Origin of the sequence: Holdemanella biformis DSM 3989 (assembly GCF_000156655.1) — a bacterium.
Taxonomy (GTDB): domain Bacteria; phylum Bacillota_I; class Bacilli_A; order Erysipelotrichales; family Erysipelotrichaceae; genus Holdemanella; species Holdemanella biformis.
Map to the genome: position 1 here is coordinate 66,663 of NZ_DS996851.1, position 24,862 is coordinate 91,524.

26 protein-coding genes, 1 tRNA gene, 1 riboswitch and 1 other annotated feature are annotated in these 24,862 nt (G+C 35.6%); of the genes, 22 read left to right on the forward strand and 5 right to left on the reverse strand.

Annotated features, from left to right (window positions below; all coding sequences use genetic code 11):
* Positions 1–3: 3 nt before the first annotated feature.
* Together EUBIFOR_RS11680 and EUBIFOR_RS11685 are read left to right on the forward strand one after the other, a co-directional pair.
* Positions 4–765 carry a DeoR/GlpR family DNA-binding transcription regulator gene (locus EUBIFOR_RS11680; protein ID WP_003866277.1) on the forward strand — a complete coding sequence of 254 codons (762 nt, stop codon included), beginning with the start codon at positions 4–6 and terminating at the stop codon, positions 763–765.
* 23 nt (positions 766–788) lie between these two features.
* Positions 789–2,645, forward strand: coding sequence for a PTS mannitol transporter subunit IICBA (locus tag EUBIFOR_RS11685; protein ID WP_003866278.1), 1,857 nt, complete (start codon positions 789–791; stop codon positions 2,643–2,645).
* A gap of 17 nt (positions 2,646–2,662) precedes the next feature.
* On the opposite strand, the gene EUBIFOR_RS11690 is transcribed toward EUBIFOR_RS11685, so the two are convergent.
* The 3 genes from EUBIFOR_RS11690 to EUBIFOR_RS11700 all read right to left on the reverse strand — a co-directional run bounded on the left by EUBIFOR_RS11690 (position 2,663) and on the right by EUBIFOR_RS11700 (position 4,846).
* Positions 2,663–3,199: an LOG family protein gene (locus EUBIFOR_RS11690; protein ID WP_003866279.1), complete on the reverse strand. Its 537-nt coding sequence runs from the start codon at positions 3,197–3,199 to the stop codon at positions 2,663–2,665.
* A gap of 65 nt (positions 3,200–3,264) precedes the next feature.
* Positions 3,265–4,629, reverse strand: a complete 1,365-nt coding sequence (locus EUBIFOR_RS11695) for a sodium-dependent transporter (RefSeq protein ID WP_003866280.1) — start codon at positions 4,627–4,629, stop codon at positions 3,265–3,267.
* 141 nt (positions 4,630–4,770) lie between these two features.
* Positions 4,771–4,846, reverse strand: a tRNA-Glu gene (locus tag EUBIFOR_RS11700).
* Positions 4,847–4,994: 148 nt separating this feature from the next.
* Here EUBIFOR_RS11700 and EUBIFOR_RS11705 point away from each other — a divergent pair.
* The 7 genes from EUBIFOR_RS11705 (at position 4,995) to EUBIFOR_RS12260 (ending at position 12,381) form a co-directional block, all read left to right on the forward strand.
* Positions 4,995–5,819 (forward strand): DegV family protein, encoded by an 825-nt coding sequence (locus EUBIFOR_RS11705; RefSeq protein WP_040466566.1) that lies wholly within the window; start codon positions 4,995–4,997, stop codon positions 5,817–5,819.
* A gap of 69 nt (positions 5,820–5,888) precedes the next feature.
* On the forward strand, positions 5,889–6,803 hold the full coding sequence (locus EUBIFOR_RS11710; protein WP_003866282.1) for a nucleotidyltransferase family protein: 915 nt from the start codon (positions 5,889–5,891) through the stop codon (positions 6,801–6,803).
* Positions 6,804–6,835: 32 nt separating this feature from the next.
* A riboswitch (purine riboswitch) is annotated at positions 6,836–6,937 on the forward strand.
* A gap of 57 nt (positions 6,938–6,994) precedes the next feature.
* Positions 6,995–8,302, forward strand: coding sequence for a uracil-xanthine permease family protein (locus tag EUBIFOR_RS11715; protein WP_003866283.1), 1,308 nt, complete (start codon positions 6,995–6,997; stop codon positions 8,300–8,302).
* Between the two features lie 77 nt (positions 8,303–8,379).
* Positions 8,380–9,129: an FAD binding domain-containing protein gene (locus EUBIFOR_RS11720; RefSeq protein ID WP_003866284.1), complete on the forward strand. Its 750-nt coding sequence runs from the start codon at positions 8,380–8,382 to the stop codon at positions 9,127–9,129.
* Complete coding sequence (locus EUBIFOR_RS11725) at positions 9,119–9,580, forward strand: (2Fe-2S)-binding protein (protein WP_003866285.1); 462 nt, start codon at positions 9,119–9,121, stop codon at positions 9,578–9,580. The genes EUBIFOR_RS11720 and EUBIFOR_RS11725 overlap by 11 nt, the downstream gene beginning before the upstream one ends.
* Positions 9,573–11,849, forward strand: coding sequence for a xanthine dehydrogenase family protein molybdopterin-binding subunit (locus tag EUBIFOR_RS11730; protein WP_003866286.1), 2,277 nt, complete (start codon positions 9,573–9,575; stop codon positions 11,847–11,849). The genes EUBIFOR_RS11725 and EUBIFOR_RS11730 overlap by 8 nt, the downstream gene beginning before the upstream one ends.
* A complete protein-coding gene (locus tag EUBIFOR_RS12260) occupies positions 11,842–12,381 on the forward strand; it encodes a nucleotidyltransferase family protein (RefSeq protein ID WP_003866287.1) in 540 nt (179 codons plus the stop codon). Before EUBIFOR_RS11730 ends, EUBIFOR_RS12260 begins: the two co-directional genes overlap by 8 nt.
* Here EUBIFOR_RS12260 and EUBIFOR_RS12265 read toward each other — a convergent pair.
* Positions 12,378–13,190 (reverse strand): choline kinase family protein, encoded by an 813-nt coding sequence (locus EUBIFOR_RS12265; protein ID WP_003866288.1) that lies wholly within the window; start codon positions 13,188–13,190, stop codon positions 12,378–12,380. The two genes, EUBIFOR_RS12260 and EUBIFOR_RS12265, sit on opposite strands and share 4 nt — an antisense overlap.
* A 179-nt stretch (positions 13,191–13,369) precedes the next feature.
* Between EUBIFOR_RS12265 and EUBIFOR_RS11745 the strand changes: the two genes are divergently transcribed.
* The 6 genes from EUBIFOR_RS11745 (at position 13,370) to rplL (ending at position 17,121) form a co-directional block, all read left to right on the forward strand.
* Positions 13,370–14,005, forward strand: coding sequence for a MerR family transcriptional regulator (locus EUBIFOR_RS11745; protein ID WP_003866290.1), 636 nt, complete (start codon positions 13,370–13,372; stop codon positions 14,003–14,005).
* A gap of 10 nt (positions 14,006–14,015) precedes the next feature.
* A complete protein-coding gene (locus EUBIFOR_RS11750; RefSeq protein WP_147349293.1) occupies positions 14,016–14,744 on the forward strand; it encodes a hypothetical protein in 729 nt (242 codons plus the stop codon).
* 143 nt (positions 14,745–14,887) lie between these two features.
* Positions 14,888–15,307: a 50S ribosomal protein L11 gene (gene rplK / locus EUBIFOR_RS11755; RefSeq protein WP_003866292.1), complete on the forward strand. Its 420-nt coding sequence runs from the start codon at positions 14,888–14,890 to the stop codon at positions 15,305–15,307.
* Positions 15,308–15,321: 14 nt separating this feature from the next.
* Positions 15,322–16,008, forward strand: coding sequence for a 50S ribosomal protein L1 (rplA, locus tag EUBIFOR_RS11760; RefSeq protein WP_003866293.1), 687 nt, complete (start codon positions 15,322–15,324; stop codon positions 16,006–16,008).
* A gap of 30 nt (positions 16,009–16,038) precedes the next feature.
* Positions 16,039–16,158: a sequence feature (ribosomal protein L10 leader region), on the forward strand.
* Between the two features lie 32 nt (positions 16,159–16,190).
* A complete protein-coding gene (rplJ, locus tag EUBIFOR_RS11765) occupies positions 16,191–16,730 on the forward strand; it encodes a 50S ribosomal protein L10 (RefSeq protein WP_040466567.1) in 540 nt (179 codons plus the stop codon).
* Between the two features lie 22 nt (positions 16,731–16,752).
* The gene (gene rplL, locus EUBIFOR_RS11770; protein WP_003866295.1) at positions 16,753–17,121 is read left to right on the forward strand and encodes a 50S ribosomal protein L7/L12; all 369 of its coding nucleotides are present in this window, start codon (positions 16,753–16,755) and stop codon (positions 17,119–17,121) included.
* Positions 17,122–17,264: 143 nt separating this feature from the next.
* Here rplL and EUBIFOR_RS11775 read toward each other — a convergent pair whose 3' ends face one another.
* On the reverse strand, positions 17,265–18,068 hold the full coding sequence (locus tag EUBIFOR_RS11775) for a Cof-type HAD-IIB family hydrolase (protein WP_040466568.1): 804 nt from the start codon (positions 18,066–18,068) through the stop codon (positions 17,265–17,267).
* A 225-nt stretch (positions 18,069–18,293) separates the two neighbouring features.
* On the opposite strand from EUBIFOR_RS11775, the gene rpsL reads away from it, so the two are divergent.
* From rpsL to EUBIFOR_RS13330, 7 genes are all read left to right on the forward strand, one after another.
* Positions 18,294–18,707, forward strand: a complete 414-nt coding sequence (gene rpsL / locus EUBIFOR_RS11780) for a 30S ribosomal protein S12 (protein WP_040466569.1) — start codon at positions 18,294–18,296, stop codon at positions 18,705–18,707.
* Between the two features lie 25 nt (positions 18,708–18,732).
* Positions 18,733–19,203 carry a 30S ribosomal protein S7 gene (gene rpsG, locus EUBIFOR_RS11785; protein ID WP_003866299.1) on the forward strand — a complete coding sequence of 157 codons (471 nt, stop codon included), beginning with the start codon at positions 18,733–18,735 and terminating at the stop codon, positions 19,201–19,203.
* Positions 19,204–19,221: 18 nt separating this feature from the next.
* Positions 19,222–21,318: an elongation factor G gene (fusA, locus tag EUBIFOR_RS11790; protein WP_003866300.1), complete on the forward strand. Its 2,097-nt coding sequence runs from the start codon at positions 19,222–19,224 to the stop codon at positions 21,316–21,318.
* Positions 21,319–21,390: 72 nt separating this feature from the next.
* Positions 21,391–22,575 carry an elongation factor Tu gene (tuf, locus tag EUBIFOR_RS11795; RefSeq protein ID WP_003866301.1) on the forward strand — a complete coding sequence of 395 codons (1,185 nt, stop codon included), beginning with the start codon at positions 21,391–21,393 and terminating at the stop codon, positions 22,573–22,575.
* 171 nt (positions 22,576–22,746) lie between these two features.
* Positions 22,747–24,054 (forward strand): O-acetylhomoserine aminocarboxypropyltransferase/cysteine synthase family protein, encoded by a 1,308-nt coding sequence (locus EUBIFOR_RS11800; protein ID WP_040466570.1) that lies wholly within the window; start codon positions 22,747–22,749, stop codon positions 24,052–24,054.
* 162 nt (positions 24,055–24,216) lie between these two features.
* Positions 24,217–24,312 (forward strand): DUF6198 family protein, encoded by a 96-nt coding sequence (locus tag EUBIFOR_RS13600; RefSeq protein WP_482793269.1) that lies wholly within the window; start codon positions 24,217–24,219, stop codon positions 24,310–24,312.
* Positions 24,302–24,838: a DUF6198 family protein gene (locus EUBIFOR_RS13330; RefSeq protein ID WP_003866304.1), complete on the forward strand. Its 537-nt coding sequence runs from the start codon at positions 24,302–24,304 to the stop codon at positions 24,836–24,838. The genes EUBIFOR_RS13600 and EUBIFOR_RS13330 overlap by 11 nt, the downstream gene beginning before the upstream one ends.
* The last annotated feature ends 24 nt before the right edge of the window (positions 24,839–24,862 follow it).

Sequence of the window (24,862 nt, forward strand, 5' to 3'; positions counted from 1 at the left end):
TGTATGGAAGTAATGGATCAAAGAAGAAACGAAATTGTAGAGTTTGTGAATGAAAATCAAACGGTAACTTTTACACAATTAAAAGAAAAATTTCCTTCTGTGTCTGAAATGACATTGCGTACAGATTTAAAATATTTAGATCAAGCTAAAAGAATTGTTCGAATTCATGGGGGAGCCAAATCTATGGATGTGGTTTCTGGAAATGATGATGTATTAAAACTTCGTTACGGACGGAATGTAAACGAAAAGAAAGAGATAGCGCAAAAGGCATTATCCTTTGTAGAACCAGCTAAGACAATTTTTGTGGATTCAGGCAGTACGACTACAATGTTGGCACATGTTTTAAATAATCAAAATAATATTTTTTATACAAGTGGCTTAACGTGTGCTATAGAGATGGCAAAACTTTCTAAATCGAAAGTGTTTGTGACAGGTGGAAATCTAAATATGCAAAGTTTTAGTGTGAATGGAATGGATGGACTTCGCTGTTTAGAGAAGGTCAACTTTGATGTTGCGTTTATTGGTGTAACTCGTTATGCGAAAGATACGGGGTTTACATGCGAATCTTTAGAGGATTGTGAGTTAAAGCGAAAGGCAATTGAAAGATCTAAAAAAGTAATTGTGTTAATGGATTCTAGTAAAGTGGAAAGAAAGGGTACATATACAATTTGTGATTTAGATCAAGTGGACGTGTTGATCAGTGATTCGTTACTTTCAGATAGTTTTAAACAAGAATGTGAAAAACGAGGACTATCTGTATATTAAAGAAGTCCTAAGAAAGGACAATTATGAAAACAACTCTTCAAAAGCTTGGTAAAAGCTTATCTGCGATGGTTATGCCTAATATTGGTGCTTTTATCGCTTGGGGATTTATAACAGCTTTATTTATTGCGGACGGATGGTTACCAAATGAACAATTGGCATCGATTCAACCATATATGTTGACTTATTTATTACCAGTATTAATTGCGGCAACCGGAGGAAGAATGGTTGGCGGTGATCGTGGACTTGTGATGGGCTCGATTGCGATTATTGGATGTATTGCCGGCGTTGGTGGAACCCAAGGACAACCTATGTTGATGGCAGCCATGGTTATGGGACCATTTTCTGGCTGGGTAATTAAAAAATTTGATCAAATGATGGATGGACATATGCCTGCTGGCTTTGAAATGTTGATCAATAATTTCTCTGTCGGTATTTTAGGTATGTTGATTGCGATATTAGGATACTATATTATTGGCCCTTTTATGACAGGTGTTTTGACTGTGTTAACATATGGAGTTGATGTACTTGTAAATAAGGGATTAATTCCTTTGGTAGCAATCTTTATTGAACCGGCTAAGGTTTTATTCTTAAACAATGCGATCAACCATGGAATATTTACACCAATTGGAGCTGAACAAGCTGCACAAACAGGCAAATCCATAATGTATATGTTGGAGGCTAATCCAGGTCCTGGTTTAGGTGTACTATTAGCTTATTGGTTATTTGCGAAAGATAAAGCAACGAAAGATTCTGCGCCTGGAGCTATTATTATCCATTTCTTAGGTGGAATTCATGAAATTTATTTTCCATATATTTTAATGAATCCAGTTGTGATCGTTGCTCCAATTTTAGGGAATATTTGTGCAATTGCATTTTACTCTATTTTCAATATCGGATTGAAAGGTCCATCAAGTCCAGGTTCAATTATTGCTTTCTTGTCTATGGCAGAAAAAGGCTCTGTGTTCATGACAGCATTAGGTGTTTTGATTGCGGCTGGCGTTTCATTCTTGGTGGCAAGCCCAATTGTTAAGCTTGCTGGGGAAAAGAATTTAGATGAAGCTAGTAAAAAGATGCAGTCTATGAAAGCTGAAAGTAAAGGAAGAAGTGAAGCTTTATTAGATGTTTCTTTGGTGCGTAAGATTGTATTCGCGTGTGATGCAGGCATGGGATCTAGTGCAATGGGAGCTACTAAATTTAGAAACCGTTTAAAAGGTGTGCGACCAGATTTAACTGTAATGAATACTTCTGTGGATAATATTCCAGTGGATTGTGATGTTGCGGTCGTACAAGAAACTTTGGTAGAGCGTGCAAAAAAATCTGCACCTTTTGCGAAAGTAGTCACAATTTCAAACTTCTTAGCCGATCCGGCTTTAGATAATTTGTTCTTCCAGTTGTCGACAGGAGATTCGATTATGACAGAAGCTGTTAAGGAAGAGGTTGAAGAATCAAAACCGGTTCATGAAGATGTGATTCAATTGGATGGAATTAAATTAAACCTTCCTTCTGTATCAAAAGAAGAAGCGATTACAGAGGCTGGTAAGTTGTTAAGAGAATTAGGCTATGTGGATGGCGCTTATATACCGGCTATGTTAGAACGTGAAGAATTAGTAACTACATATATTGGTATGGGATTGGCTATTCCTCATGGCACTACACATGGTGATGATGTGATTCATAAAACAGGTATCGTATTGCTTCAATATCCAGATGGAATTCAGTTTGGAGATGAAAAAGCACAGCTTGTGATTGGTATTGCAGGTAAGGGTGGAGAACATATGGAAGTGTTATCTAAAATATGTTTGGCCCTTGAAGATGAGACCGTACTTAATAAAATGAAGACAACGAATGATAAAGAGTGGATATTAAAACAATTATCATGATAAAGAAGGACGAGAATTTACTCGTCCTTTAATACATTTGCGATTTCATCGATTGAATCTAAGAAATAGATGTTTTGTTGCTGCTTTGGTGTGGATAATTCACAATCAATCATGTGTTGTAAGAATGCTTTTAAATGATCATAATATCCATTTACATTATAGAAAATGCATGGGCATTCAAGTTGGTACAGTGAAAGTTTTGATAAGATTTCACTGATCTCTTCTAATGTTCCAGTTGCACCAGGAAAGGCAATGAAAGCATCTCCAAGTTCAATCATTCTTGTTCTTCGATCGGCAATATCTTTTTCAATATATAGCTTGGTAAGATTATCCATGTGGACACCTTCATCCACAAACATTTGAGCTTCTACACCAATCACTTTGCCACCTGCATTCAAGGTGCTGTTGGCAAGTTCTCCCATCAATCCGGTTTTTGATCCACCAAATACTAATGTATGATTATTTTTGGCAATCCATGTACCTAATTCTATTATTTTTGTTTTAAAGTCAGGATCATTTCCATAGGTTGATCCTAAATATACTGTAATGTTCATAAACTACCTCCTGCATTTAGTTTACATTAAAATTGTGCACAAAAAAAGCTTAGCACAGGCTAAGCTTACATAGAAATGAATCCAAATGCATTCGCAATCGAACTTAATAAAATGATGAATGCGAAAATTGGACATAAGTATTGAATCATGAAATTGAATATTTTCTTACGTTTGAATGAATTTCCATCTTGTGTGATTTCTGCTTCGACTTTTTCTAATCCAACAACTCTTGAAACAAAGATACAAATCGCAATGGCAGCGATAGGCATCATGACAGAGTTTGTCAAGAAATCAAAGAAGTCTAAAAATTGCATTCCGATGATTGTTACGTTTGACAATGGTCCATATCCTAAACAAGAAAGTGTTCCAAGTCCAATCATAATAATTCCTAAAATGATTGTAGATTTCTTTCTGGACCAATGTAATTCATCTTGAAATGTAGATACAGCACTCTCTGTTAATGCGATTGAACTTGTGATAGCTGCGAATAACACCAACAAGAAGAAAATGATACCGATACCTGTGCCTAGTCCCATACTTGCGAATACTTTAGGAATTGTGATGAACATCAAGGATGGTCCAGCTTTTAATGTTTCCATATCTCCTCCAGAAAAAGAAAATACAGCTGGAATAATCATCAATCCTGCCATGATCGCAATGGCTGTATCGAAAATTTCTACGTTTTCTGTTGAACCTTCAATGGAAACGTCTTTTTTCATATAAGAACCAAATGTGATCAAGATACCCATCGCAATAGATAATGAATAGAACATTTGTCCCATAGCGCTAACAACGGTCATCCAAGAGAAGTTATCAAAGTTAGGAATTAAGAAATATTTAACACCTTCAATTGCACCAGGTCGACTGATTGAGTATCCTGCAATAATTACAGATAATACGACAAGAACTGGCATCATAAATTTGGATACTCTTTCAATTCCGTTTTGAACACCTGCATAGATAATAGCTAGTGTAAAAAAAGTGAAAAGTATAAAACATATTTCTGTAGATACTCCATTTGAAATGAAAGTTGAAAAATATGTGTCAGTAGCCAGTAATTTTGCGTCACCTTTTAAATACTCAAATAAATACTTGATGACCCATCCTCCGATTACAGAATAATAAGGAACAATCAAAATAGGTATAATGGCATTGATCCATCCGGAAAATGATGCGAACTTCGTTTTTGCGAAAGTATGAAAAGCTCCAACTGGACTTTTCTTTGTCATTCTTCCAAGTGTTGTTTCGGCTATGATCATTGTATAACCGAAAGTTAAGGCAAGAACAATGTAAATAAGTAAGAAGATTCCTCCTCCGTATTTAGCGGCTAAATAGGGAAATCTCCATATATTGCCTAGACCAACACTGGCTCCTGCGGCAGACAAGACAAATCCTAATTTGCCAGAAAATGTACTACGTTTATTGTGCATAATAAAAACACCCTTCCTCAGTGATTATGATTATATCATCTATGAAAGGGTTTACGCAAATTTGTAAAAAAATAATGTTAAATTTTCTGAAAAATGTGTTTTGGATAAAAAAAGAAGTCCTTTCGGACTTTGTTTGAAATATGGTGACGCGTACGGGATTCGAACCCGTGAGTGCATGCGTGAAAGGCATGTGAGTTAACCGTTTCTCCAACGCGCCATGTATATTAAACTTGCCTTTCTTGACAAGTGCTCACTAATATTACTACAACATTTTAATTAATGCAAGTATTTTTTTAAAAAATTTGACAGATTGCTTTAATAGTATATAATGTGAACAGTTAACATGGTTAACTGTGGAGGAAATTATGATTCGATTATTAGTAGATTCAGCAAGTGATTATACGCAAGAAGAGATAGAAAATAAAAATTTATATTTTGTGCCTTTACAAATTCAAATTGAAGGAAAGAACTATTTGGATGGTGTTGATATTGATAAGGAAACGTTTTATGAGAAGATGATGAATTCAAAAGAATTTTTTAAAACATCACAACCATCACCACAAGAATTTTTAGATATTTTTGAAAAAGTGAAGAAGAAACAAGAGACATTAATATGTTTATCCTTATCTAGTAAATTGAGTGGAACCTATCAGAGTGCTTGTCTGGCAAAAGACATGGTGGATTATGAGAATATCTTTATTATTGATACATTAACAGCAGCTGCTGGAATTCGTTTACTATGTGAAGTGGCAATAAACTGGATTGGTGAAAATAGAAGTGTTGAGAGTATTGTATCTGGTTTAGAAGAATTAAAAGAACGAGTGCATATTTATGCTGGTTTAGATACATTGGAATATTTGGCTAAGGGTGGAAGAATTTCTAAGACAGCAGCAGCCATTGGAACTTTGGCAAGTATTAAACCAATTATTTGTGTAAACCATGGAGAAGTTGTGGTTGCCGGTAAGACACGTGGTGTGAATAAGGCAACAAGTGTTGTATGTGAAAAGATGCAGTCAGATATTGTTGATACATTGTATCCAGTTTATACATTGTATTCATATGGTTTAGAGAATGTTGAAAAACTAGAATCAAAATTGGATTTAGATGTGAATCGTGCTCGTATTGGTTCAACAATTGGAGTTCATATTGGACCAAATGCATTTGGTGTTTGTTTCGTATCTAAACTATAGTTAACTTGTGAAGGTGTATACATTTTAGTATAATGGATATACGGATTTACAAGGAGAGTTTTTGATAATATGAAAACAACATTAATTATTATGGCAGCTGGAATTGGTTCTCGTTTTGGTGGCGGAATCAAACAGTTAGCTAAAATGGGTCCAAATGGTGAAATCATTATGGATTATTCAATCTATGATGCCAAAGAGGCTGGCTTCGATAAAGTCGTATTTATTATTCGTAAGGATATTGAAGAGGAATTTAAAGAAGTGATTGGAAATCGTATCCAAAATTATATGGATGTAGAATATGTATTCCAAGATATCAATGATTTACCAGAAGGATTTACTTGTCCTGAAGGTCGTACTAAGCCTTGGGGAACAGGCCAGGCTGTATTATGTGCGAAAAGTGTTGTGGATACACCATATGTGATTATCAATGCGGATGATTATTATGGTAAAGAAGCATTTGTGAAATTACATGATTTCTTGATTAACCATGAAAAAATGGGAAAAGAATTTGATATGGGTATGGCCGGATTCATTTTAAAGAATACATTAAGTGAGAATGGAACTGTAACTCGTGGTGTATGTAAAGTGGATGATAATAATTTATTAAAAGAAGTTTATGAAACAACTGGAATCAAGGCTGAAGCAGAAAAAATTGTATGTGATGATCCTGAAGTAGAGGCTTGGGCAAAACCCGAAAGTAATGTTTCTATGAATATGTGGGCTGGATATCCGGATTTCTTAGACTATTTAGAAAAGGATTTTAGTACTTTCTTATCAAATATTTCAGATAATCCAATGAAGAAAGAATATTTGCTTCCAAATATTGTAGCTGAATTATTGAGGGAAGATCGTATCAATGTGAAGGTACTTGAAACACATGATAAATGGTTTGGTGTAACATATGCCGAAGATAAGGAATATGTGCAAAATGCCTTTAAACAATTGATTGAAAACGGTGTATATCCTGAAAAATTATGGAAATAGGACGATTTGTCCTATTTTTTTTGTTCGATTAATGATATAATCCAAACGTGTTTCGTATATGTCGACTAATACGGAGTCGACGTTTCTACCCCTAAACCGTAAATTCAGGGACTATGAATCAACCTACTATTTTTATTGTGTCGTGTTGATTCTCGTTTTTGTGCGAGACTTTTTTATTTTCGGAGGAAAACATGAGAAAAGAAGATGTGAAAAAGGGTTCTATATATGAACTTGATGGTGTTGTACCTTTAAAAGAGGCATTGCCTTTAGGAATTCAACACGTATTGGCTATGTTTCTAGGAAACATCAGTCCATTATTAATTATTGCAGGAATGCTTGGATTATCACCGGATTTAAAATCTGCATTGATTCAAAATGCGATGTTTATTGCTGGAGCTGTTACTTTAGTTCAGTTATATCCAGTGTGGAAAGTGGGAGCTAAACTTCCAATCGTTATGGGTACTAGTTCTGGATTTATTGGAACTGCCAAAGCCATGGGTACTTTATATGGTTATGGTGCATTGATGGGAGCAAGTTTAATTGGTGGTTTATTTGAGATGGTTTTAGGTTTCTTTATTAAACCATTAAGAAAATTATTCCCACCTGTTGTTACAAGTTTAGTTATCATTTCGATTGGGTTATCATTACTTCCTGTTGGTATCAATTATTTTGGTGGCGGTAGTGGTGCTGCTGATTTTGGAGATCCTAAACATTTATTGGTTGGTACATTTGTTATTTTGGTGATCATTATCGCAAAACAAATCAAAGGATTTGTGAATAATGCATCCATCTTGATTGGTATTATCGCAGGATATATCTTGGCTATCGTACTTGGAATGGTTGATTTTACACAAGTTCAAACCGCTTCTTGGATTGCACTTCCAACTTTTATGCCAGTTAAAATGGAGTTCAATTTAGAAGCTATTATTGCGATGGGAATTATGTTTATTGCGACAACAGTTGAAACAGTCGGAGATGTTTCTGGTATCACAAATGGTGGTTTAAATCGTGAAGCAACTTCTGAAGAATTACAAGGTGGCGTATTGGCAGATGGTTTAGGTTCTGTTGTAGCCTCATTGTTTGGCGTTTTACCAAATACTTCATTCTCTCAAAATGTTGGTTTGGTTTCAGTGACTAAAGTTGTTAACCGTTTTACAATTATGACAGGAGCTATCTTCTTGATTCTTTGCGGTTTCTGTCCAAAATTAAGTGCTTTATTTGCGGTTATGCCTCAGTCTGTACTTGGTGGAGCAGCTGTTATTATGTTTGCGAGTATTTTAGTGAGTGGTATTCAATCATTGATGCGTGTTGAATTCAATGAAAGAAACACTTTGATTATTGCCTTGGCAATCGGCCTTGGAATTGGTATTGGACAAGTTCCTACAGTTCTAGCACAATTACCAAGTTGGGTTGGAAATATTTTTGCACAAAACGGAATTATTATGACGTTTGTGATCGCAACCGTATTAAATTTAATTTTGCCTGGCAAAAAAGACTAATAAATAAGTGTTAAACATTGTGTTTAACACTTTCTTTTTGTGTTAAAATTTTAGTAAAGAAAGAGAGCGTATCCATTATGTTAAGAATAATGAATTATGCGACGCCAGAATCTTTGGATGAGGCGTATGCGCTATTAACAAAAAATAAGAAGAATATGATTTTGGGCGGTATGATTTGGTTAAAGATGGAAGATATTCAAATTCCAACCGCTATCGATTTGAGTAAACTAGGTTTGGACCAAATCGAAGAAGAAGATGCGGAATTTAAAATTGGAGCCATGGTAACTTTACGCCAATTAGAAACGCATGAATCATTTAATAAAGCAACTTGTCATGTGTTTAGAGATGCTGTAAAGGATATTGTCGGTGTGCAATTAAGAAATTTGGCGACAGTTGGAGGAAGTGTATATTCACGCTTTAGTTTTAGTGATGTCATCTGTAGCTTGTTATGTTTAGAGTGTGATGTACAAACACATGCACATGGTCGTATTTCACTTGAAGAATTCATAAGTCTTCCATATGAAAAGGATATAGTAGAATACATTTATGTAAAGAAGACGAATTTGCCAAGTGCCTTTGTTTCAGTAAGAAAAAGTGCTACGGATTTAAGTGTTTTAAATGCATCTTGTACTAAATATGCTGATCATTATCGTTTCTGTTTTGGGGCAAGACCTGCCATTGCGAAAGTGTATAATTGTGATTTAGATCATATTGATCTAGATGTATATTGTGCAGATAATATGCGTGGAAGTAAGGAATATAGAGAAAAACTTGTTGAGGGATTAACTCAGAAGTTATTGAGAAAGGTAGAGTCTTATGTTGGTTAAAATTAAAGTGAATGGAAAATTGATTCAGGATGATGTACAGCCACAAACTTTATTGTTAGACTGGCTAAGAGATCATGGGTGTTACAGCGTGAAAAGAGGGTGTGATACCGCAAACTGTGGGTTGTGTACAGTGTGGAAAGATGGAACACCAATTCTTTCTTGTAGTACATTAGCTGTTCGATGTGATGGTCATGAAATTACAACGCTTGAAGGCCTTCAAAAAGAAGCCAGTGAATTCGGTATGTTTATGGCTAAACAAGGGGCTGAACAATGTGGCTTTTGTTCGCCAGGATTTATTATGAATGTTTTGGCAATGGAAAAAGAATTAGTGAATCCAAGTGATGACGAGATTCGTGCTTATTTAGCCGGTAATTTATGTCGTTGTTCTGGATATATGTCGCAAATGCGTGCTATTAAGGCATACTTAAGTCGAGGTGAAAATCATGAATAGTGTAGGAAAAGGTGTCATCAAAAAAGATGCGATGGCTTTAGTTACAGGGCAGCCTGTATATTGTGATGATTTAGCGCCTAAGGATTGTTTGATTGTCAAACTTTTAAGAAGTCCACATGCATATGCGAAAATTAAAAGTATTGACACTTCCATTGCGAAAAGAATTCCCGGAATTGAAGCTATATATACATATGAGGATGTTCCAACTTCTCGTTTTACATTGGCAGGGCAATCTTATCCTGAACCAAGTCCTTATGATCGAAGAATCTTAGAAAATGTAGTTCGCTATGTAGGCGATGAAGTGGCGATTGTTGCAGGAGCTAATGAAGATTGTGTGGAGCGTGCTTTAAAAGCAATCAAAGTGGATTATGAAGTATTAGAGCCATTGTTGGATTTTGAAAAATCGATCGATAATACAATTGTGATTCATGAAGAAGAAGATTATAAGTGTCTTTGTGAGATTGGTAATGACGTAAAGCGTAATATTGTCAGCAGTGGAGAAAGTGTTGTTGGTGATGTGGATGCCGTATTAAAAGAGTGTGATGTAGTCTTAGAAAGAGATTATCATACAAAAGCGAATGCACAGGCAATGATGGAAACAATGCGTTCATATTGTTATATTGATACATACGGTCGTTTGAACTGTGTAAGTTCTACACAGATTCCTTTCCATGTTCGTCGAATTTTAAGTAATGCTTTAGAAATTCCAAAATCAAAAATCAATGTGATCAAGCCAAGAATTGGTGGTGGTTTTGGGGCTAAACAAACGGCTTGTTGTGAAATTTTTACTGCATTTGTTACGTGGAAACTTAAAAAGCCAAGTAAAATCGTTTATACTCGTGAAGAAACTTTTGCGGCTAGTAACTCAAGACATGAAATGAAAATGCATGTTCGTATTGGCGCTACAAAAGATGGAACGATTGAAGCGATTGATTTATATACATTATCAAATCAAGGTGCTTATGGTGAACATGGTCCAACTACAATTGGTTTGGCAGGACATAAATCTTTGCCTTTATATAACCATGTAAAGGCAAGCCGCTTTACATATGATGTAGTTTATACAAATACAATGCGTGCAGGTGCTTATAGAGGATATGGGGCTACGCAAGGTCAGTTTGCGGTTGAATCTATTATTAATGAATTGGCTGATGAATTGAATATGGATCCTTGTGAAATTCGTTTTAAGAATATGACGCGTGAAAATGAAGTGTTATCACAATATTATAATGAAGAATTGAATGCATGTGCATTGGATCGTTGTTTAGAAAAAGCTATGGAAATGATTGGCTACAAGAATAAACCTTTAAGACGTGATATGGGGGATTTTGTTCGTGGTTTAGGTGTTTCTTTATCTATGCAAGGTAGTGGTATTTCAGGTCTTGATGTAGGTTCTGTTGAAATTAAACTACAAGATGATGGCTTTTATACATTAAGTATTGGTGCTACAGATATGGGTACAGGATGTGATACGATTCTTGCCCAAATGGTTGCGGAATGCATGGATTGTGATGTAGATCAAGTTGTCACTAGTTCATTGGATACAGACCATGCACCATATGATACGGGTTCTTATGCATCAAGTACAACGTATGTAACGGGTATGGCTGTAGTAAAGGCTTGTGAAAAATTAAGAAATTCTATTTTAGAAGCGGCAGCCGGATTCTTTAATGTGGATAAAGAAGATATTGAATTTGATGGTAAGAAAATTAATACATTAGATCATGCGCATGAAATGAGTTTGGCTGAGTTTGCGGATACATGTTTCAACGGTGGTATCGCAAAAGCATTGATTGCCAGTGACTCTCACATGTCGCCTACGAGTCCGCCTCCATTTATGGTTGGTATTGCGGAAGTGGATGTAGATAAGTTAACTGGAGAAATCAAGGTTCATGATTATGTTTCTGTAGTTGATTGTGGTACAGTTATCAATCCAAATCTTGCCAGAGTACAAGCTGAAGGTGGTATTGTACAAGGTATTGGTATGGCTTTAAGTGAGGATATCACATACTCAAATGAGGGCAAGATGCGTAATCGTAATTTCTTACAGTATAAGTTACCAACAAGAGTAGATGTTCCAAGTGTTCGTGTTGAGTTTGAAAGTAGCTATGAAGACAATGGTCCTTTTGGTGCAAAATCTATTGGTGAAGTTGTTATTAATACGCCGACAAGTGCAATTGCAAGTGCTATAAAACATGCGACAGGAGTGCAGGTTCGTACTTTGCCTATTACTGCTGAAAAAGTGTTATTAGGAAAAGAAGATGAATAATATTTCTTTGATTATCTTAGCGTCTGGTTTTTCCAGACGCTTTGTTTCAAATAAACTTTTGTACGAATTTCATGGTAAGAAACTTATTGAATATGCTTTTGATAAGGCAAGTGCTTTTTTGGATGTGATAGTTGTCACACAATATGAAAAGATAAAAGAAATGGCTGAAACTTTAGGTTATCGTGTCGTTATGAATGATCATCCTGAATATGGTCAAGGTCATTCTATCGCTTTAGGTGTGGGTGCTTGTCAAAATAATGCATGCATACTGATGGTTGCAGATATGCCATATTTAAAATTGGATACGTTAAAGGAAATGGCTTCCATTCAAGATGGAAAGCATATTGTGATTTGTGAATATAATGGTATTTTATGTAATCCTATGTTGTTGCCAGAATGTTATTATGAAAAGGCAAAACGGTTATGTAATGATAAAGGGGCCAAACAAATCATTGGTAATGACATGTATTTAACGGTTTCTTTATCAGAAGAAGAATTTATGGATATAGATGAAAAAACAGAGGCTATTTAGCCTCTGTAATGTTTTTCTTTGTCTTTGGCAATGTCAAAATAGATTTGTTCGCCTCTTTGTTCATAAAGCATATTTGCCCAATATCCCCAAAGAATATCTTCCATTCTTTCAAATGCCTGCACTTGTACATCAATCATGGGGTCGATTTCTCCATCAAAATAGGTTTGGTAGAATTGATCTCTTTGGTCAATGTAGTGAATATTGTTCTCTGAAAAGAAACTGGCGATATCAAAGCGATAATCGTTTTTAGCTGCATATTCATAGTCGATCAAATAGTCTTTTGTATCGCTGTAAAGAATATTTCCTTGTACAAAGTCGTTGTGACATAGTGTATTTGGCTTATATTCTTTTTTTAATGCTTCTAAAAAGTTTTCTTCATTTGGAAAAGATACGATACATTCTTTGATTTGGGATTTATAGAATTCAATTTTTCCAAAAGGGTTAAAAATAAATAAAGGTGCTTTTTTAGTATGAAGAGATTTCATTAAATTTGCACATCTAGCGAATTTGTCTTTGTCTTTACATTCATTAAATGTTTTTACATCTTCAATATAATGAGTGACTTTAATGCCTTCTTTTTCGTCGAATAAAACAGTAGGCACATCTAAATCGGAAACAAGTGTCAAAATTTTCTTTTCGTGTTCATGTTGTAAGCCAAGTGATTCATGATTCTTTTTAGGCACACGTATCATGTATTTGGTGTCGTTGATTGTCAATATATAGTTATGGTTACTGATACCTTTATCTGTTTTTTCAAGTGTATATTTTGTTGTGTTAAATTTTTCTTCGATCCATTTTTCTAAGTTCATGTGGATATATTAACATTATTATTCTTTAAACTCAATGCGGTCGTTATGCCGCTTTTTTTGTTCGCGAAATCTGCAAGGGCTCTTATGGCAAAAAAGTGTGGAAGGAGGGTAGAAGAAATAACTTTTTGCTTGCGTTGTTCTTGGAACAAGGCTGTAGATTGGAAAAGGAGTCATGCACTATGAAATATAAGGTGAAATGGATTGAAGATCATATGTCAATCACAAGGAATATGATTCGTAGATATGAAAAGAAAGGAGTGATTTTAAGAAATGAAAAGGGAAAAGATCGAGAGTTTGATGAAGATGACTTGATTCAATTATGGAATATAAGGGTAATGGTAAGTTTAGGCTTTAGTTTGGATGATGTCAAAGAAGTTTTGTGTGGATCAAATTTAAGAGAGGTGAGTGAGAAAAGATTAAGGGCTTTGAATGAGAAGTGTAGAGATTTACAAGGGAAAATCAATTTTTTAAATGTAGTTAAGACTACAGGGGAAATGCCTTCATGTTTTAAAGTGAGTGCAAATAATTTTGAAGAAATCTATAATTTAGGGCTTATACAATATGTAAGTCCGTTTGAAAGAGCAAAAGATATTTGGGTGTTGATGGATATGTTGCAGCTTTTGGAAAAGTTATGTAATACAAGTGATAAAAAAATAATGGATGAATTGTATGAATGGTTTGGAATAGGCAATGATAGAGAGATATTTGTACAGGTGTTTGAAACGTATTTATTGTGTGATGAAAGGTTTGAAGAAATATTTGGAAAGGAAAAATGTTGTGAGTTATCGGCTTTAATAGCTACTTATGGAAAGTGAGTGAATAATAATGAAAAAGTTGATGTGTTTAAGTTTGTGCTTCGTTCTTTGCGGATGTGGGGCTATGCCTACTGCACAGAATGTTGAAGTAAAGAAAGTAAATGTAAATGTAATTGAGGTATCTGCTTCTTCGCTTGATGAAATAGAGGAGATGGCATCAAAGGATGTTGAGGATACAAAGGAAAAGTTAGAGAGTGAAAGGAATGCATTGGGTGAGAAAATTACAGATTTTGATACATATACGAAAAATGTAGATAAGGTAAAAGCATTTTATGACCAGGCTTTAAAACAAACGGAATTGTTGTCAATACGACTTAGAGAATATGCATATAAGTATGCTGAACTAGTTATGAATGAAGATGCATCGTATAAGGTGAAATACAAAGATTTGAGTGGTATATATGAGTATATTTATGATGATGCGGCTAAGACTATGTATGATATATATGATAAGACACTAAAAGATATGTATGATATATATTATGATGGAGTCATTAAGGCTGCGTATGATGTTGTTGATTACGAGCAGTGGTATGACGCACGTTCAGACGCGTACGATGATTGGTATGATGCAAGAAGTGATGCTTATGATATATGGTATGATACTCGTTCTGATATTTATGATTTTCAATATGATTTGAGAAGTGAAGTATATGATCATGATGACAAAAGAGCTCAAAAGAAGATGGATAAGTTTAAAAAGTCAATTCTTCGTATGAAGGAGGATGTGAATGATTAGAGAGAATCAATGATTTTCTCTATTTTTTTTAAAATGCGCTTGCATCACTGGATGTAGTGGTGTATAGTAGTTAGGCATGCGTGGGAGAATGCGTAACTGTTCGTATTACCACAGCATAGGACAAAATATAGGAGGAACGTCTTATGAGCAAGAAAAAAGTTACAAAAGTTTGTAAGTTGCAGTTCCAAGCTGGTGGAGCTAAACCAGGTCCAGCATTAGCAAGTGCTGGTATCAACATGCCTCAGTTCTGTACAGCTTTCAATGATGCAACAAAAGATCGTAAAGGTGATATTGTTCCAGTTGTCATTACTGCTTATGAAGATAAGAGTTTTGATTTCGTATTGAAAACAACACCTGCTGCTAACTTATTGAAAAAAGCAGCAAACGTACAAAAAGCAAGTGGAGATCAAAAAGTAGTTGCTGGTACAATTACAGTTGATCAATTAAAAGAAATTGCTGAGTACAAAATGCCAGACTTGAATGCCAACGATGTAGAAGCTGCAATGCGTATTGTTGCTGGTACTGCACGTAACATGGGTATCAAGGTTGAAGGATTTGAATAGGAGGAACATCAATAATGGCAAAAGTAAGTAAGAGATATGCTGAAGCAGCTAAATTAGTTGATCGTTCAAAAACTTATTCAATTGAAGAAGCTGTTAAATTAGCTAAAGAAACTAGTAAAACAAAATTCGACGCAAGTGTTGAAGTAAGTTTCCGTTTAAACGTAGACCCTCGTCACGCTGATCAACAAATCCGTGGGGCAATGGTATTACCTAATGGAACTGGTAAAACACAACGCGTTTGTGTAGTTGCACAAGGCGAAAAAGAAAAAGAAGCTCAGGCTGCTGGTGCTGATTTCGTTGGTGGTGCAGATATTATCGAAAAAATCTCTAAAGGTTGGTTCGATTTTGATGTATTGGTAGCTACTCCAGATATGATGGGTCAATTAGGACGTTTAGGACGTGTTTTAGGTCCTAAAGGATTAATGCCAAACCCTAAGACTGGTACAGTAACAATGGATGTTGCTAAGGCTATTGATGAAATCAAAAAAGGTAAAGTTACTTACCGTGTAGATAAAGAAGGAAATATCAACTTAGCTATCGGTAAAACAAGCTTTACAGATGAAGCATTAGTTGAAAACTTCAATGCAATCTTCAATACAATTGCTAAGGCTCGTCCTACAACTGTTAAAGGTGCATACATGAAGAACTTAGTTGTTTCAACAACAATGGGTCCTGGAATCCACGTTGAAATCGTTAAGTAATTGACAAATCTAGTAAAATAAATTAAACTACAGATTGTTATCAATATTCCAAAGACAGTAACGGCGTATGCTTAATAATGTTACCGAGGGTATGATGCATTGACTTTGCACAATTAGCCCGTCTTTGATGCGGGCTTTTCTTTTGAATATTGTTACAATAGATGAAAGAAGAGGTGGATCGAATGAACAAAGACATCCTTGCACAAAAGGAAGCTGACGTTATCGCCTTATCTGAAAAAATGGAATCTGCTAGTAGTATTGTATTAGTAGAATACCGTGGATTATCAGTAAAGGAAGTAACAGAACTTCGTCGTGCTTTGCGTGAAGAAGACGTTGAATTCAAAGTTTACCGTAACGCAATCGCTCGTCGTGCAGCTGAAAAATTAGGTCACGAAGATTTCGCAAAAACTTTAGTTGGACCTAACGCATTGGCATTTGGTAAAGATCCAGTTGCTCCTGCTCGTGTATTAGCTAAATTTGCTAAAAAACATGAAGCATTGGTATTAAAAACTGGTATCGTGGATGGAGCTATGGTAGACGAAGCTACTATCCAAAAATTGTCTGCATTACCTAACAAAGAAGGTATGTTGGCTAAATTCGCATCTTGCTTAAATGCTCCAGTTATCAAATTTGCTATGACTGTTAAAGCATTGGCAGAAGCTAAAGAAAACGGATCTGTAAAAACAGAAGAAGCACCAGCTACTGAAGAAGCTGCTGCGTAATTAATTATAGGAGGAAAATAAAATGGCTAAATTAACTCAAGAAGAAATTCTTTCTTATTTAGAAGAAGCAACAATTTTAGAATTAAACGACTTAGTAAGTGCAATCGAAGAAAAATTTGGTGTAGTAGCTGCTGCTGCTGTTGCTGCTCCAGCTGCTGCTGCTGAAGAAGCTGCAGGACCTAGCGAAGTAACTGTTACATTAACAGATGTTGGTGGAACAAAAGTTGCTGTAATCAAAGCCGTACGTGAAATCACTGGTTTAGGATTAGTTGACGCTAAGAAATTAGTAGATGGTGTTCCAGCTGCTATTAAAGAAAACGTATCTCCAGAAGAAGCAGAATCAATTAAAGAAAAATTAGTTGCTGCTGGAGCTACTGTAGAAATTAAGTAATTTAAGCTTAATTTGTTATTGAAGCCTTTGTCCTTGGATAAGGGCTTTTTTTCTGTTCATTTAATGAATATGGATTTAAATGATACTATTATGATATTAAAAAAGACATCATTCTAAGTTAGGGTGATGTCTTTTATAGATGTTTATTCGTCTTTTAATATTTTTGTGACTGCATTATAGATTCCGTTATCGTATGTAGATGTTGTGGCAAAATTGGCATAGCTCTTTACAAAATCACTTGCATTTCCCATTGCGACGCCAATATCGGCTTTCTTTAACATGTGGATATCATTTGTACTGTCTCCAAAACAGATGGCATCTTTCCATGTGAATCCTGTTTTTTCTAGAATCATTTCAATACCTTTTGATTTATCATTATCAGCATTGAAGATATCAAAGCAGAATCCATCGGTTTTAACATTAATTAAATCGTTTCTTAGATTTGGATGAGTCTCCATGAATTGGTCAACTAATTTTTTATCTTTAGTAAGAACTACGGCGTTAAAGGCTTTGTGTCTTAAATGATAAGATTGACTAGGGTCATAGAACAGTGAATCTAGCACGTTACAGTATTTACAGAAGTCATACATTGGGTAAAAGTTATTGTAAATGTATGTAGCATCGCCAAAGTGAAACATTAGACCGGTTTCGTGTTTTTTGCTGAAATTGACTAAGTCATTCACGTTGCCTTGTAAGATTGGGTAGCTTCCGATTTCTTGAAAGTCTTTGTCTAGAATGTAACTTCCGTTAATCAATACATAATAATCAAATTGAACACGTTGTAATATAAGTTTCATTTGATTTAAGGGACGGCCAGTAGCCGCACAGACAATATATCCTTTATCTTTTAGTGTCTGTATAGCGTCTAATGCGCTTTCTTGAATAACGTCATTTTCGGTTTGATAAAGTGTTCCGTCCATGTCGAAAAATACAATTTTGTGTTTCATAAACTTACCTCTATTCATGTCTATATTATACTTTAATGAATGGGGAATGCGTATAAAAATTTATTATAAAAAAATCAATAAAAAAGATTTGACAAATCATCTCGAATACTGTATCTTAATATTGCATGCGAAAATAGGTTCTGAAAAGAGCCTATATTTAATGGATGGGCAAGACCCACCCGGCTTCGTTTGCTTGGAAATTGAAAATTTTGAAAGGAGGATCTTATGCCTACAATCAACCAGTTGATTCGTAAAGGTCGTAAGGCCAGTCAAAACGTTTCAAAGTCTCCAGCTTTGAACCGTGGTTACAACTCATTGCAGTCTAAACCAACAAACCTATCAAGTCCACAAAAACGTGGAGTTTGTACACGTGTTGGTACTATGACACCTAAGAAACCAAACTCAGCACTTCGTAAATATGCGCGTGTTCGTTTAAGTAATGGTATGGAAGTTACAGCTTACATTCCAGGTATCGGACACAACTTACAGGAACACAGTGTTGTATTGATTCGTGGTGGACGTGTTAAAGACTTACCAGGTGTTCGTTACCACATCGTTCGTGGAACTTTGGACTGTGCTGGTGTAAATGACCGTAAACAATCTCGTTCATTATACGGAACTAAAAGACCTAAGAAATAGATCAATCGTGAAAGGAGGAAATTAGATGCCTAGAAAAGGACACATTGCGAAACGTGACGTACTAGTCGACCCAATTTATAACTCTAAGTTGGTTACTCGTTTGATCAACAAAATCATGATTGATGGTAAAAAAGGGGTTGCACAAACTATTTTGTACAACGCGTTTGAAATCGTAGAAGTAAAAACAGGAAAAGCACCAATGGAGGTTTTCGAACAAGCTTTAGAAAACGTTATGCCTCAATTGGAATTGAAAGTTAGACGTGTAGGTGGAGCCAACTACCAAGTACCAGTTGAAGTAAGCGACGAACGTCGTTTGACTTTAGGACTTCGTTGGATCGTAAACTACGCACGTTTACGTAACGAAAAAACAATGGAACAGAGATTAGCAGCTGAAATTATTGATGCTTCTAATGGAACTGGTGCCAGTGTTAAAAAACGTGAAGACACTCACAAAATGGCAGAAGCTAACAAGGCTTATGCTCACTACCGTTGGTAAGAGAAGGAGTAAAGAAATATGGCTAGAGAATATGCTTTACACGAAACTCGTAACATCGGTATCATGGCTCACATCGATGCCGGAAAAACAACAACAACAGAACGTATTCTTTACTACTCTGGTGTAAACCACAAGATTGGTGAAACACATGATGGAGCTAGTACAATGGACTGGATGGAGCAAGAACAAGAACGTGGTATCACAATCACTTCTGCTGCTACAACGGCTCACTGGAAAAAGACAGATGGAACTGGTAAAGAATGCCGTATCAATATCATCGATACACCAGGCCACGTAGACTTCACTGTAGAAGTTGAACGTAGTTTACGTGTATTAGATGGTGCCGTAACAGTATTAGATGCTAAAGCAGGTGTTGAACCTCAAACTGAAACAGTTTGGCGTCAAGCTACTGAATATAACGTTCCACGTATTGTATTCTGTAACAAAATGGATGCTACAGGTGCTGACTTCTTAATGTCATGCAATACAATCATCGATCGTTTAGGAGCTAAATCTTGTCCAATTCAGTTACCAATTGGTGCTGAATCAGACTTCGAAGCTATCATTGATATTATCAAGAGAAAAGCTTACGAATTTAGTGGAGATTATGGTCGTGTAATCACTGAAATCCCAGTTCCAGAAGATATGGTAGATCTTATGGAAGAATACCGTGCTAAATTACTAGATTATTTAGCAGATTATGATGAAGATTTCATGATGCAAGTATTAGAAGGTGAAGAACCTTCAATCGAAGAAATCAAACGTGTATTACGTATTGCTGTATGTAATGGTGACTTCTTCCCAGTATTATGTGGATCTGCATATAAGAACAAAGGTGTTCAATTAGTATTGGATGCAGTAGTAGATTACTTACCAAGTCCATTAGATGTACCTTCAATTAAGGGTACTACATTAGATGGTGAAGATGATGTTCGTCACCCTGGTGATGATCAACCATTCTCAGCATTAGCATTTAAAATCGCTACAGACCCATTCGTTGGAAAATTATCTTTCTTCCGTGTTTATTCAGGTACTGCAAAAGCAGGAAGCTATGTATTAAACTCAACTAAAGATAAAAAAGAACGTTTCGGACGTATCGTTCAGATGCACGCCAACGCACGTAAAGAAATCACTGAAGTTTATTCAGGTGATATCGCTGCTGCAGTTGGTTTAAAGGTTACTACAACAGGTGATACATTGTGTGATGAAGATCACCCAATCATTCTTGAATCTATGGAATTCCCTGAACCAGTAATCGAATTGTCTTTGGAACCAAAAACTAAAGCTGACCAAGACAAAATGGGATTGGCTCTTGCAAAACTTGCAGAAGAAGACCCTACTTTCAAAACATATACAAACGAAGAAACAGGACAAACAATCATTGCCGGTGTAGGTGAACTTCACTTGGATATTATTGTTGACCGTTTACGTCGTGAATTTAAAGTTGAAGCAAATGTTGGACAACCACAAGTTGCTTACCGTGAAACAATTCGTCAGGCTGCTGATTGTGAAGGAAAATACATCCGTCAGTCAGGTGGTCGTGGACAATATGGTCACGTATGGATTAAATTCGAACCAAACGAAGGAAAAGGATTTGAATTCGTTGATGCTATCGTTGGTGGTAGCGTACCTAGAGAATATATCAAACCAACTCAAGAAGGTTTGGAAGCAGCATTGGAAAATGGTATGGTTGCAGGTTACCCAGTAATCGATGTCAAAGCTACATTATTTGATGGATCATACCACGATGTCGACTCTAGTGAAATGGCTTATAAGATTGCCGCTAGTATGGCATTAAAAGAAGCTGGAAAGAAATGTAAACCTGCTATTCTAGAACCAATTATGTTCGTAGAAGTAACTGCACCAAGTGAATACTTAGGTAGCGTTATGGGTGACATTTCAAGTCGTCGTGGACAAATCACTGAACAGGAAGAACGTGGAAATGCCATTATCGTTCGTGCACATGTTCCATTGTCAGAAATGTTCGGATATGTTACAGACTTACGTAGCTTTACTCAGGGACGTGGAAACTACTCTATGAAGTTCGACCACTATTCAGAAGTTCCAAAGAGTATTGCAGAAAAAATTATTAAAGAGAATTCAAGCGAAAACTAGTTGATTTTCGCTTGGTTCTGAAATACAATATTTATTGTATGAAATATGTTAGCATTTAGGAGGAAATTATAAATGGCTAAGGAAAAATTTGACAGAAGTAAAACTCACGTTAATATTGGTACTATCGGTCACGTTGACCACGGTAAAACAACATTAACAGCAGCTATTACAACAGTATTAGCTAAAAAAGGTATGGCTAAAGCTGAAGCTTATGACCAAATCGATGGTGCTCCAGAAGAAAAAGAACGTGGAATCACTATCAACACTGCACACGTTGAATACCAAACAGAAAAACGTCACTATGCACACGTTGACTGTCCAGGCCACGCCGATTATGTAAAAAACATGATCACTGGTGCTGCTCAGATGGACGGAGCAATCTTAGTAGTTGCTGCATCTGATGGACCTATGCCTCAAACACGTGAACACATCTTGTTAGCACGTCAGGTAGGTGTTAAATATATCGTTGTTTACTTAAACAAATGCGATATGGTTGATGATGAAGAATTAATCGACTTAGTAGAAATGGAAGTTCGTGAATTATTAAACGAATACGGATTCGACGGAGACGAAACTCCAGTTATCCGTGGTTCTGCATTACAAGCTCTTCAAGGAGATGCTAAATACGAAGAATCAATCTACGAATTGATGGATGCTGTTGATACTTGGATTCCAGATCCAGCTCGTGAAATGGATAAACCATTCTTGATGGCAATCGAAGACGTTATGACAATTTCTGGTCGTGGTACAGTAGCTACTGGACGTGTTGAACGTGGTCAAGCTCACTTAAACGACGAAGTTGAAATCGTTGGTATCAAAGACACTCAAAAAACAGTATTAACTGGTTTGGAAATGTTCCACAAACAATTAGACGTTGCTGAAGCAGGTGACAACATTGGTGCATTGTTACGTGGTATTGCACGTGACCAAATCCAACGTGGACAAGTATTAGCTAAACCTGGAAGTGTACACCCTCACACTAAATTTAAAGCACAAGTTTATGTTTTAACTAAAGAAGAAGGTGGACGTCACACTCCATTCGTTTCTAACTACCGTCCTCAATTCTACTTCCGTACAACTGATGTTACAGGTGTAATTACATTGCCAGAAGGAACTGACATGGTAATGCCTGGTGACAACGTTGTTATGAACGTTGAATTGATTGCTCCAATCGCTATCGAAACTGGTACTAAGTTCTCTATCCGTGAAGGTGGACACACTGTAGGTGCTGGTAACGTTACTGAAATTGACGCTTAATTAAACTTATAAAAACTAAGGACTGATACATTTGTATCGGTCTTTTTTTTGCTGAAAATGTAATAAATGTAAACGAAATGTAAAAATGTAATATTTCTTTATTGACATTATAAACATTTTGCATTAACATACAAAACATATAAGAATAGTATGTAATAAAGGAGTATGATTATGACAAAAATAACCAGAGATCAACGAAATTTCAAATTCGAAACTTTACAACTTCATGTAGGACAAGAACAAGCAGATCCAACGACTGATGCACGTGCAGTTCCAATTTATCAAACTTCATCTTATGTGTTTAGAAATTGTGATCATGCTGCAGCACGTTTTGGATTGAGTGATGCAGGAAATATTTATGGTCGTTTAACCAATCCAACTGAGGATGTATTTGAAAAGCGTATAGCAGCTCTTGAAGGTGGTGTTGCCGCATTAGCCGTAGCATCTGGTGCAGCAGCAGTTACTTATACGGTTTTAAATTTAGCTCAAAATGGAGACAATATTGTTTCGGCAAAGAATATTTACGGTGGTTCATTTAACTTATTTGAACACACATTACCTCAATATGGTATTCAAACAACCTTTGTAGATATTTTTAATGAAAAAGAAGTAGAAAATGCTATTAATGAAAAGACAAAGGCTTTGTATATTGAAACATTAGGAAATCCAAATTCGGATGTAGTGGATATTGAATCTGTCGCAAGGATTGCTCATAGACATAAAATTCCATTAGTAGTGGATAATACTTTCGCAACACCATATTTAGTAAGACCAATTGAATATGGAGCTGATATTGTCGTTCATTCAGCAACAAAATTCATTGGAGGACATGGAACAAGCATTGGTGGTGTCATTGTTGATGGGGGAAAATTTGACTGGGAAGCTAGTGGAAAATTTGATTCATTAACAAAACCAAATCCAAGCTATCGTGGCATTAGTTTTACAAAAGCATGTGGACCGGCGACTTTCGTTACTAAAGTACGTGCTATTCTTTTAAGAGATACTGGAGCTACGGTTTCTCCTTTCAATGCATTCTTATTCTTACAAGGATTAGAAACATTGTCCTTACGTGTAGAACGTCATACTTATAATGCTTTAAAAGTTGTTGAATATTTGAATAATCATCCTCAAGTAGAAAGTGTGTCTCATCCAAGTGTTTCTACAGATCCTAAACAACAAGAATTGTATAAAAAGTATTTTCCTAATGGAGGAGGTTCTATCTTTACATTTGATATTAAGGGCGATGCACAAAAGGCTAAAGATTTTATTGATAATCTAGAATTATTCTCTTTATTAGCTAATGTTGCCGATGTAAAATCTTTAGTCATTCATCCAGCAACTACAACGCATTCTCAATGTACAGAAGAAGAGTTGCTAGATCAGGGTATTCGTTCAAATACAATTCGTTTAAGTATTGGATGTGAAAACATCGATGATATTATTCAAGATTTGGATGAAGCATTTAAAGCTGTCGCATAGTGAATGAAAGTCAGGAATATATTTCTGACTTTTTATTAATGGGATGATTTTAGGATATTTGAATATCAAAATATACTTGTTCAGAATATAATAGTTTTGATAGAATAACATTGCTTTTTTGAAAGGATGGTTTGATTGGATAAAAAAAGATTGCGAATTTTAGTGTATGTGGTTGGGATGTTTATATTAGCTTTAGGTCTAACTTTAAATACAAAGGCGAATCTAGGAGTCACTCCCAATAATATCGTTGCCTTATAGTATATCGCAAATTACAGGATTAAATTTTGGAGATTTAACTTTTGTGGTATACACCATATTTGTCCTCGTTCAGATTATAATTCATATTCGATTAAAAAATCATAAGAGAATTGCATCAGACATATTACAGTTACCGCTAAGTTTAATATTTACGCGTTTATTGAACATATTTACTGTATATATTCCAACTTCACAAAATTTAGGAATTCGTTTTATAATACTTACTTTTGCGATAATTTGTACTGGAATAGGTGCAGCAATGTCATTAAGTATGCAAATTGTTCCGAATCCTGGAGATGGGATTGTACAAGCTTTAGCGGAAAGATTTGATAAAAGCGTAGGCATAACTAAAAATTTGTTTGATTGTATGAATTTAAGTATCACGTTATGTATTAGTTTATTTATTACTCATCAAATTATTGGTGTTGGAATAGGGACAGTGATTGCAGTGGTAGGAGTAGGTAGAGTGATAGCTTTATTCCATCATATATTCGAATCTAAGATTGAATATTTAATTTTTGATTAACTAACTGGCATGTGCCAGTTTTTC

Bases quoted from the DNA above. Each gene is read 5' to 3' on its own strand.
- EUBIFOR_RS11680 (WP_003866277.1), top strand. From the start codon at position 4: ATGGAAGTAATGGATCAAAGAAGAAACGAAATTGTAGAGTTTGTGAAT.
- EUBIFOR_RS11685 (WP_003866278.1), top strand. From the start codon at position 789: ATGAAAACAACTCTTCAAAAGCTTGGTAAAAGCTTATCTGCGATGGTT.
- EUBIFOR_RS11690 (WP_003866279.1), bottom strand. From the start codon at position 3,199: ATGAACATTACAGTATATTTAGGATCAACCTATGGAAATGATCCTGAC.
- EUBIFOR_RS11695 (WP_003866280.1), bottom strand. From the start codon at position 4,629: ATGCACAATAAACGTAGTACATTTTCTGGCAAATTAGGATTTGTCTTG.
- EUBIFOR_RS11705 (WP_040466566.1), top strand. From the start codon at position 4,995: ATGATTCGATTATTAGTAGATTCAGCAAGTGATTATACGCAAGAAGAG.
- EUBIFOR_RS11710 (WP_003866282.1), top strand. From the start codon at position 5,889: ATGAAAACAACATTAATTATTATGGCAGCTGGAATTGGTTCTCGTTTT.
- EUBIFOR_RS11715 (WP_003866283.1), top strand. From the start codon at position 6,995: ATGAGAAAAGAAGATGTGAAAAAGGGTTCTATATATGAACTTGATGGT.
- EUBIFOR_RS11720 (WP_003866284.1), top strand. From the start codon at position 8,380: ATGTTAAGAATAATGAATTATGCGACGCCAGAATCTTTGGATGAGGCG.
- EUBIFOR_RS11725 (WP_003866285.1), top strand. From the start codon at position 9,119: ATGTTGGTTAAAATTAAAGTGAATGGAAAATTGATTCAGGATGATGTA.
- EUBIFOR_RS11730 (WP_003866286.1), top strand. From the start codon at position 9,573: ATGAATAGTGTAGGAAAAGGTGTCATCAAAAAAGATGCGATGGCTTTA.
- EUBIFOR_RS12260 (WP_003866287.1), top strand. From the start codon at position 11,842: ATGAATAATATTTCTTTGATTATCTTAGCGTCTGGTTTTTCCAGACGC.
- EUBIFOR_RS12265 (WP_003866288.1), bottom strand. From the start codon at position 13,190: ATGAACTTAGAAAAATGGATCGAAGAAAAATTTAACACAACAAAATAT.
- EUBIFOR_RS11745 (WP_003866290.1), top strand. From the start codon at position 13,370: ATGAAATATAAGGTGAAATGGATTGAAGATCATATGTCAATCACAAGG.
- EUBIFOR_RS11750 (WP_147349293.1), top strand. From the start codon at position 14,016: ATGAAAAAGTTGATGTGTTTAAGTTTGTGCTTCGTTCTTTGCGGATGT.
- rplK (WP_003866292.1), top strand. From the start codon at position 14,888: ATGAGCAAGAAAAAAGTTACAAAAGTTTGTAAGTTGCAGTTCCAAGCT.
- rplA (WP_003866293.1), top strand. From the start codon at position 15,322: ATGGCAAAAGTAAGTAAGAGATATGCTGAAGCAGCTAAATTAGTTGAT.
- rplJ (WP_040466567.1), top strand. From the start codon at position 16,191: ATGAACAAAGACATCCTTGCACAAAAGGAAGCTGACGTTATCGCCTTA.
- rplL (WP_003866295.1), top strand. From the start codon at position 16,753: ATGGCTAAATTAACTCAAGAAGAAATTCTTTCTTATTTAGAAGAAGCA.
- EUBIFOR_RS11775 (WP_040466568.1), bottom strand. From the start codon at position 18,068: ATGAAACACAAAATTGTATTTTTCGACATGGACGGAACACTTTATCAA.
- rpsL (WP_040466569.1), top strand. From the start codon at position 18,294: ATGCCTACAATCAACCAGTTGATTCGTAAAGGTCGTAAGGCCAGTCAA.
- rpsG (WP_003866299.1), top strand. From the start codon at position 18,733: ATGCCTAGAAAAGGACACATTGCGAAACGTGACGTACTAGTCGACCCA.
- fusA (WP_003866300.1), top strand. From the start codon at position 19,222: ATGGCTAGAGAATATGCTTTACACGAAACTCGTAACATCGGTATCATG.
- tuf (WP_003866301.1), top strand. From the start codon at position 21,391: ATGGCTAAGGAAAAATTTGACAGAAGTAAAACTCACGTTAATATTGGT.
- EUBIFOR_RS11800 (WP_040466570.1), top strand. From the start codon at position 22,747: ATGACAAAAATAACCAGAGATCAACGAAATTTCAAATTCGAAACTTTA.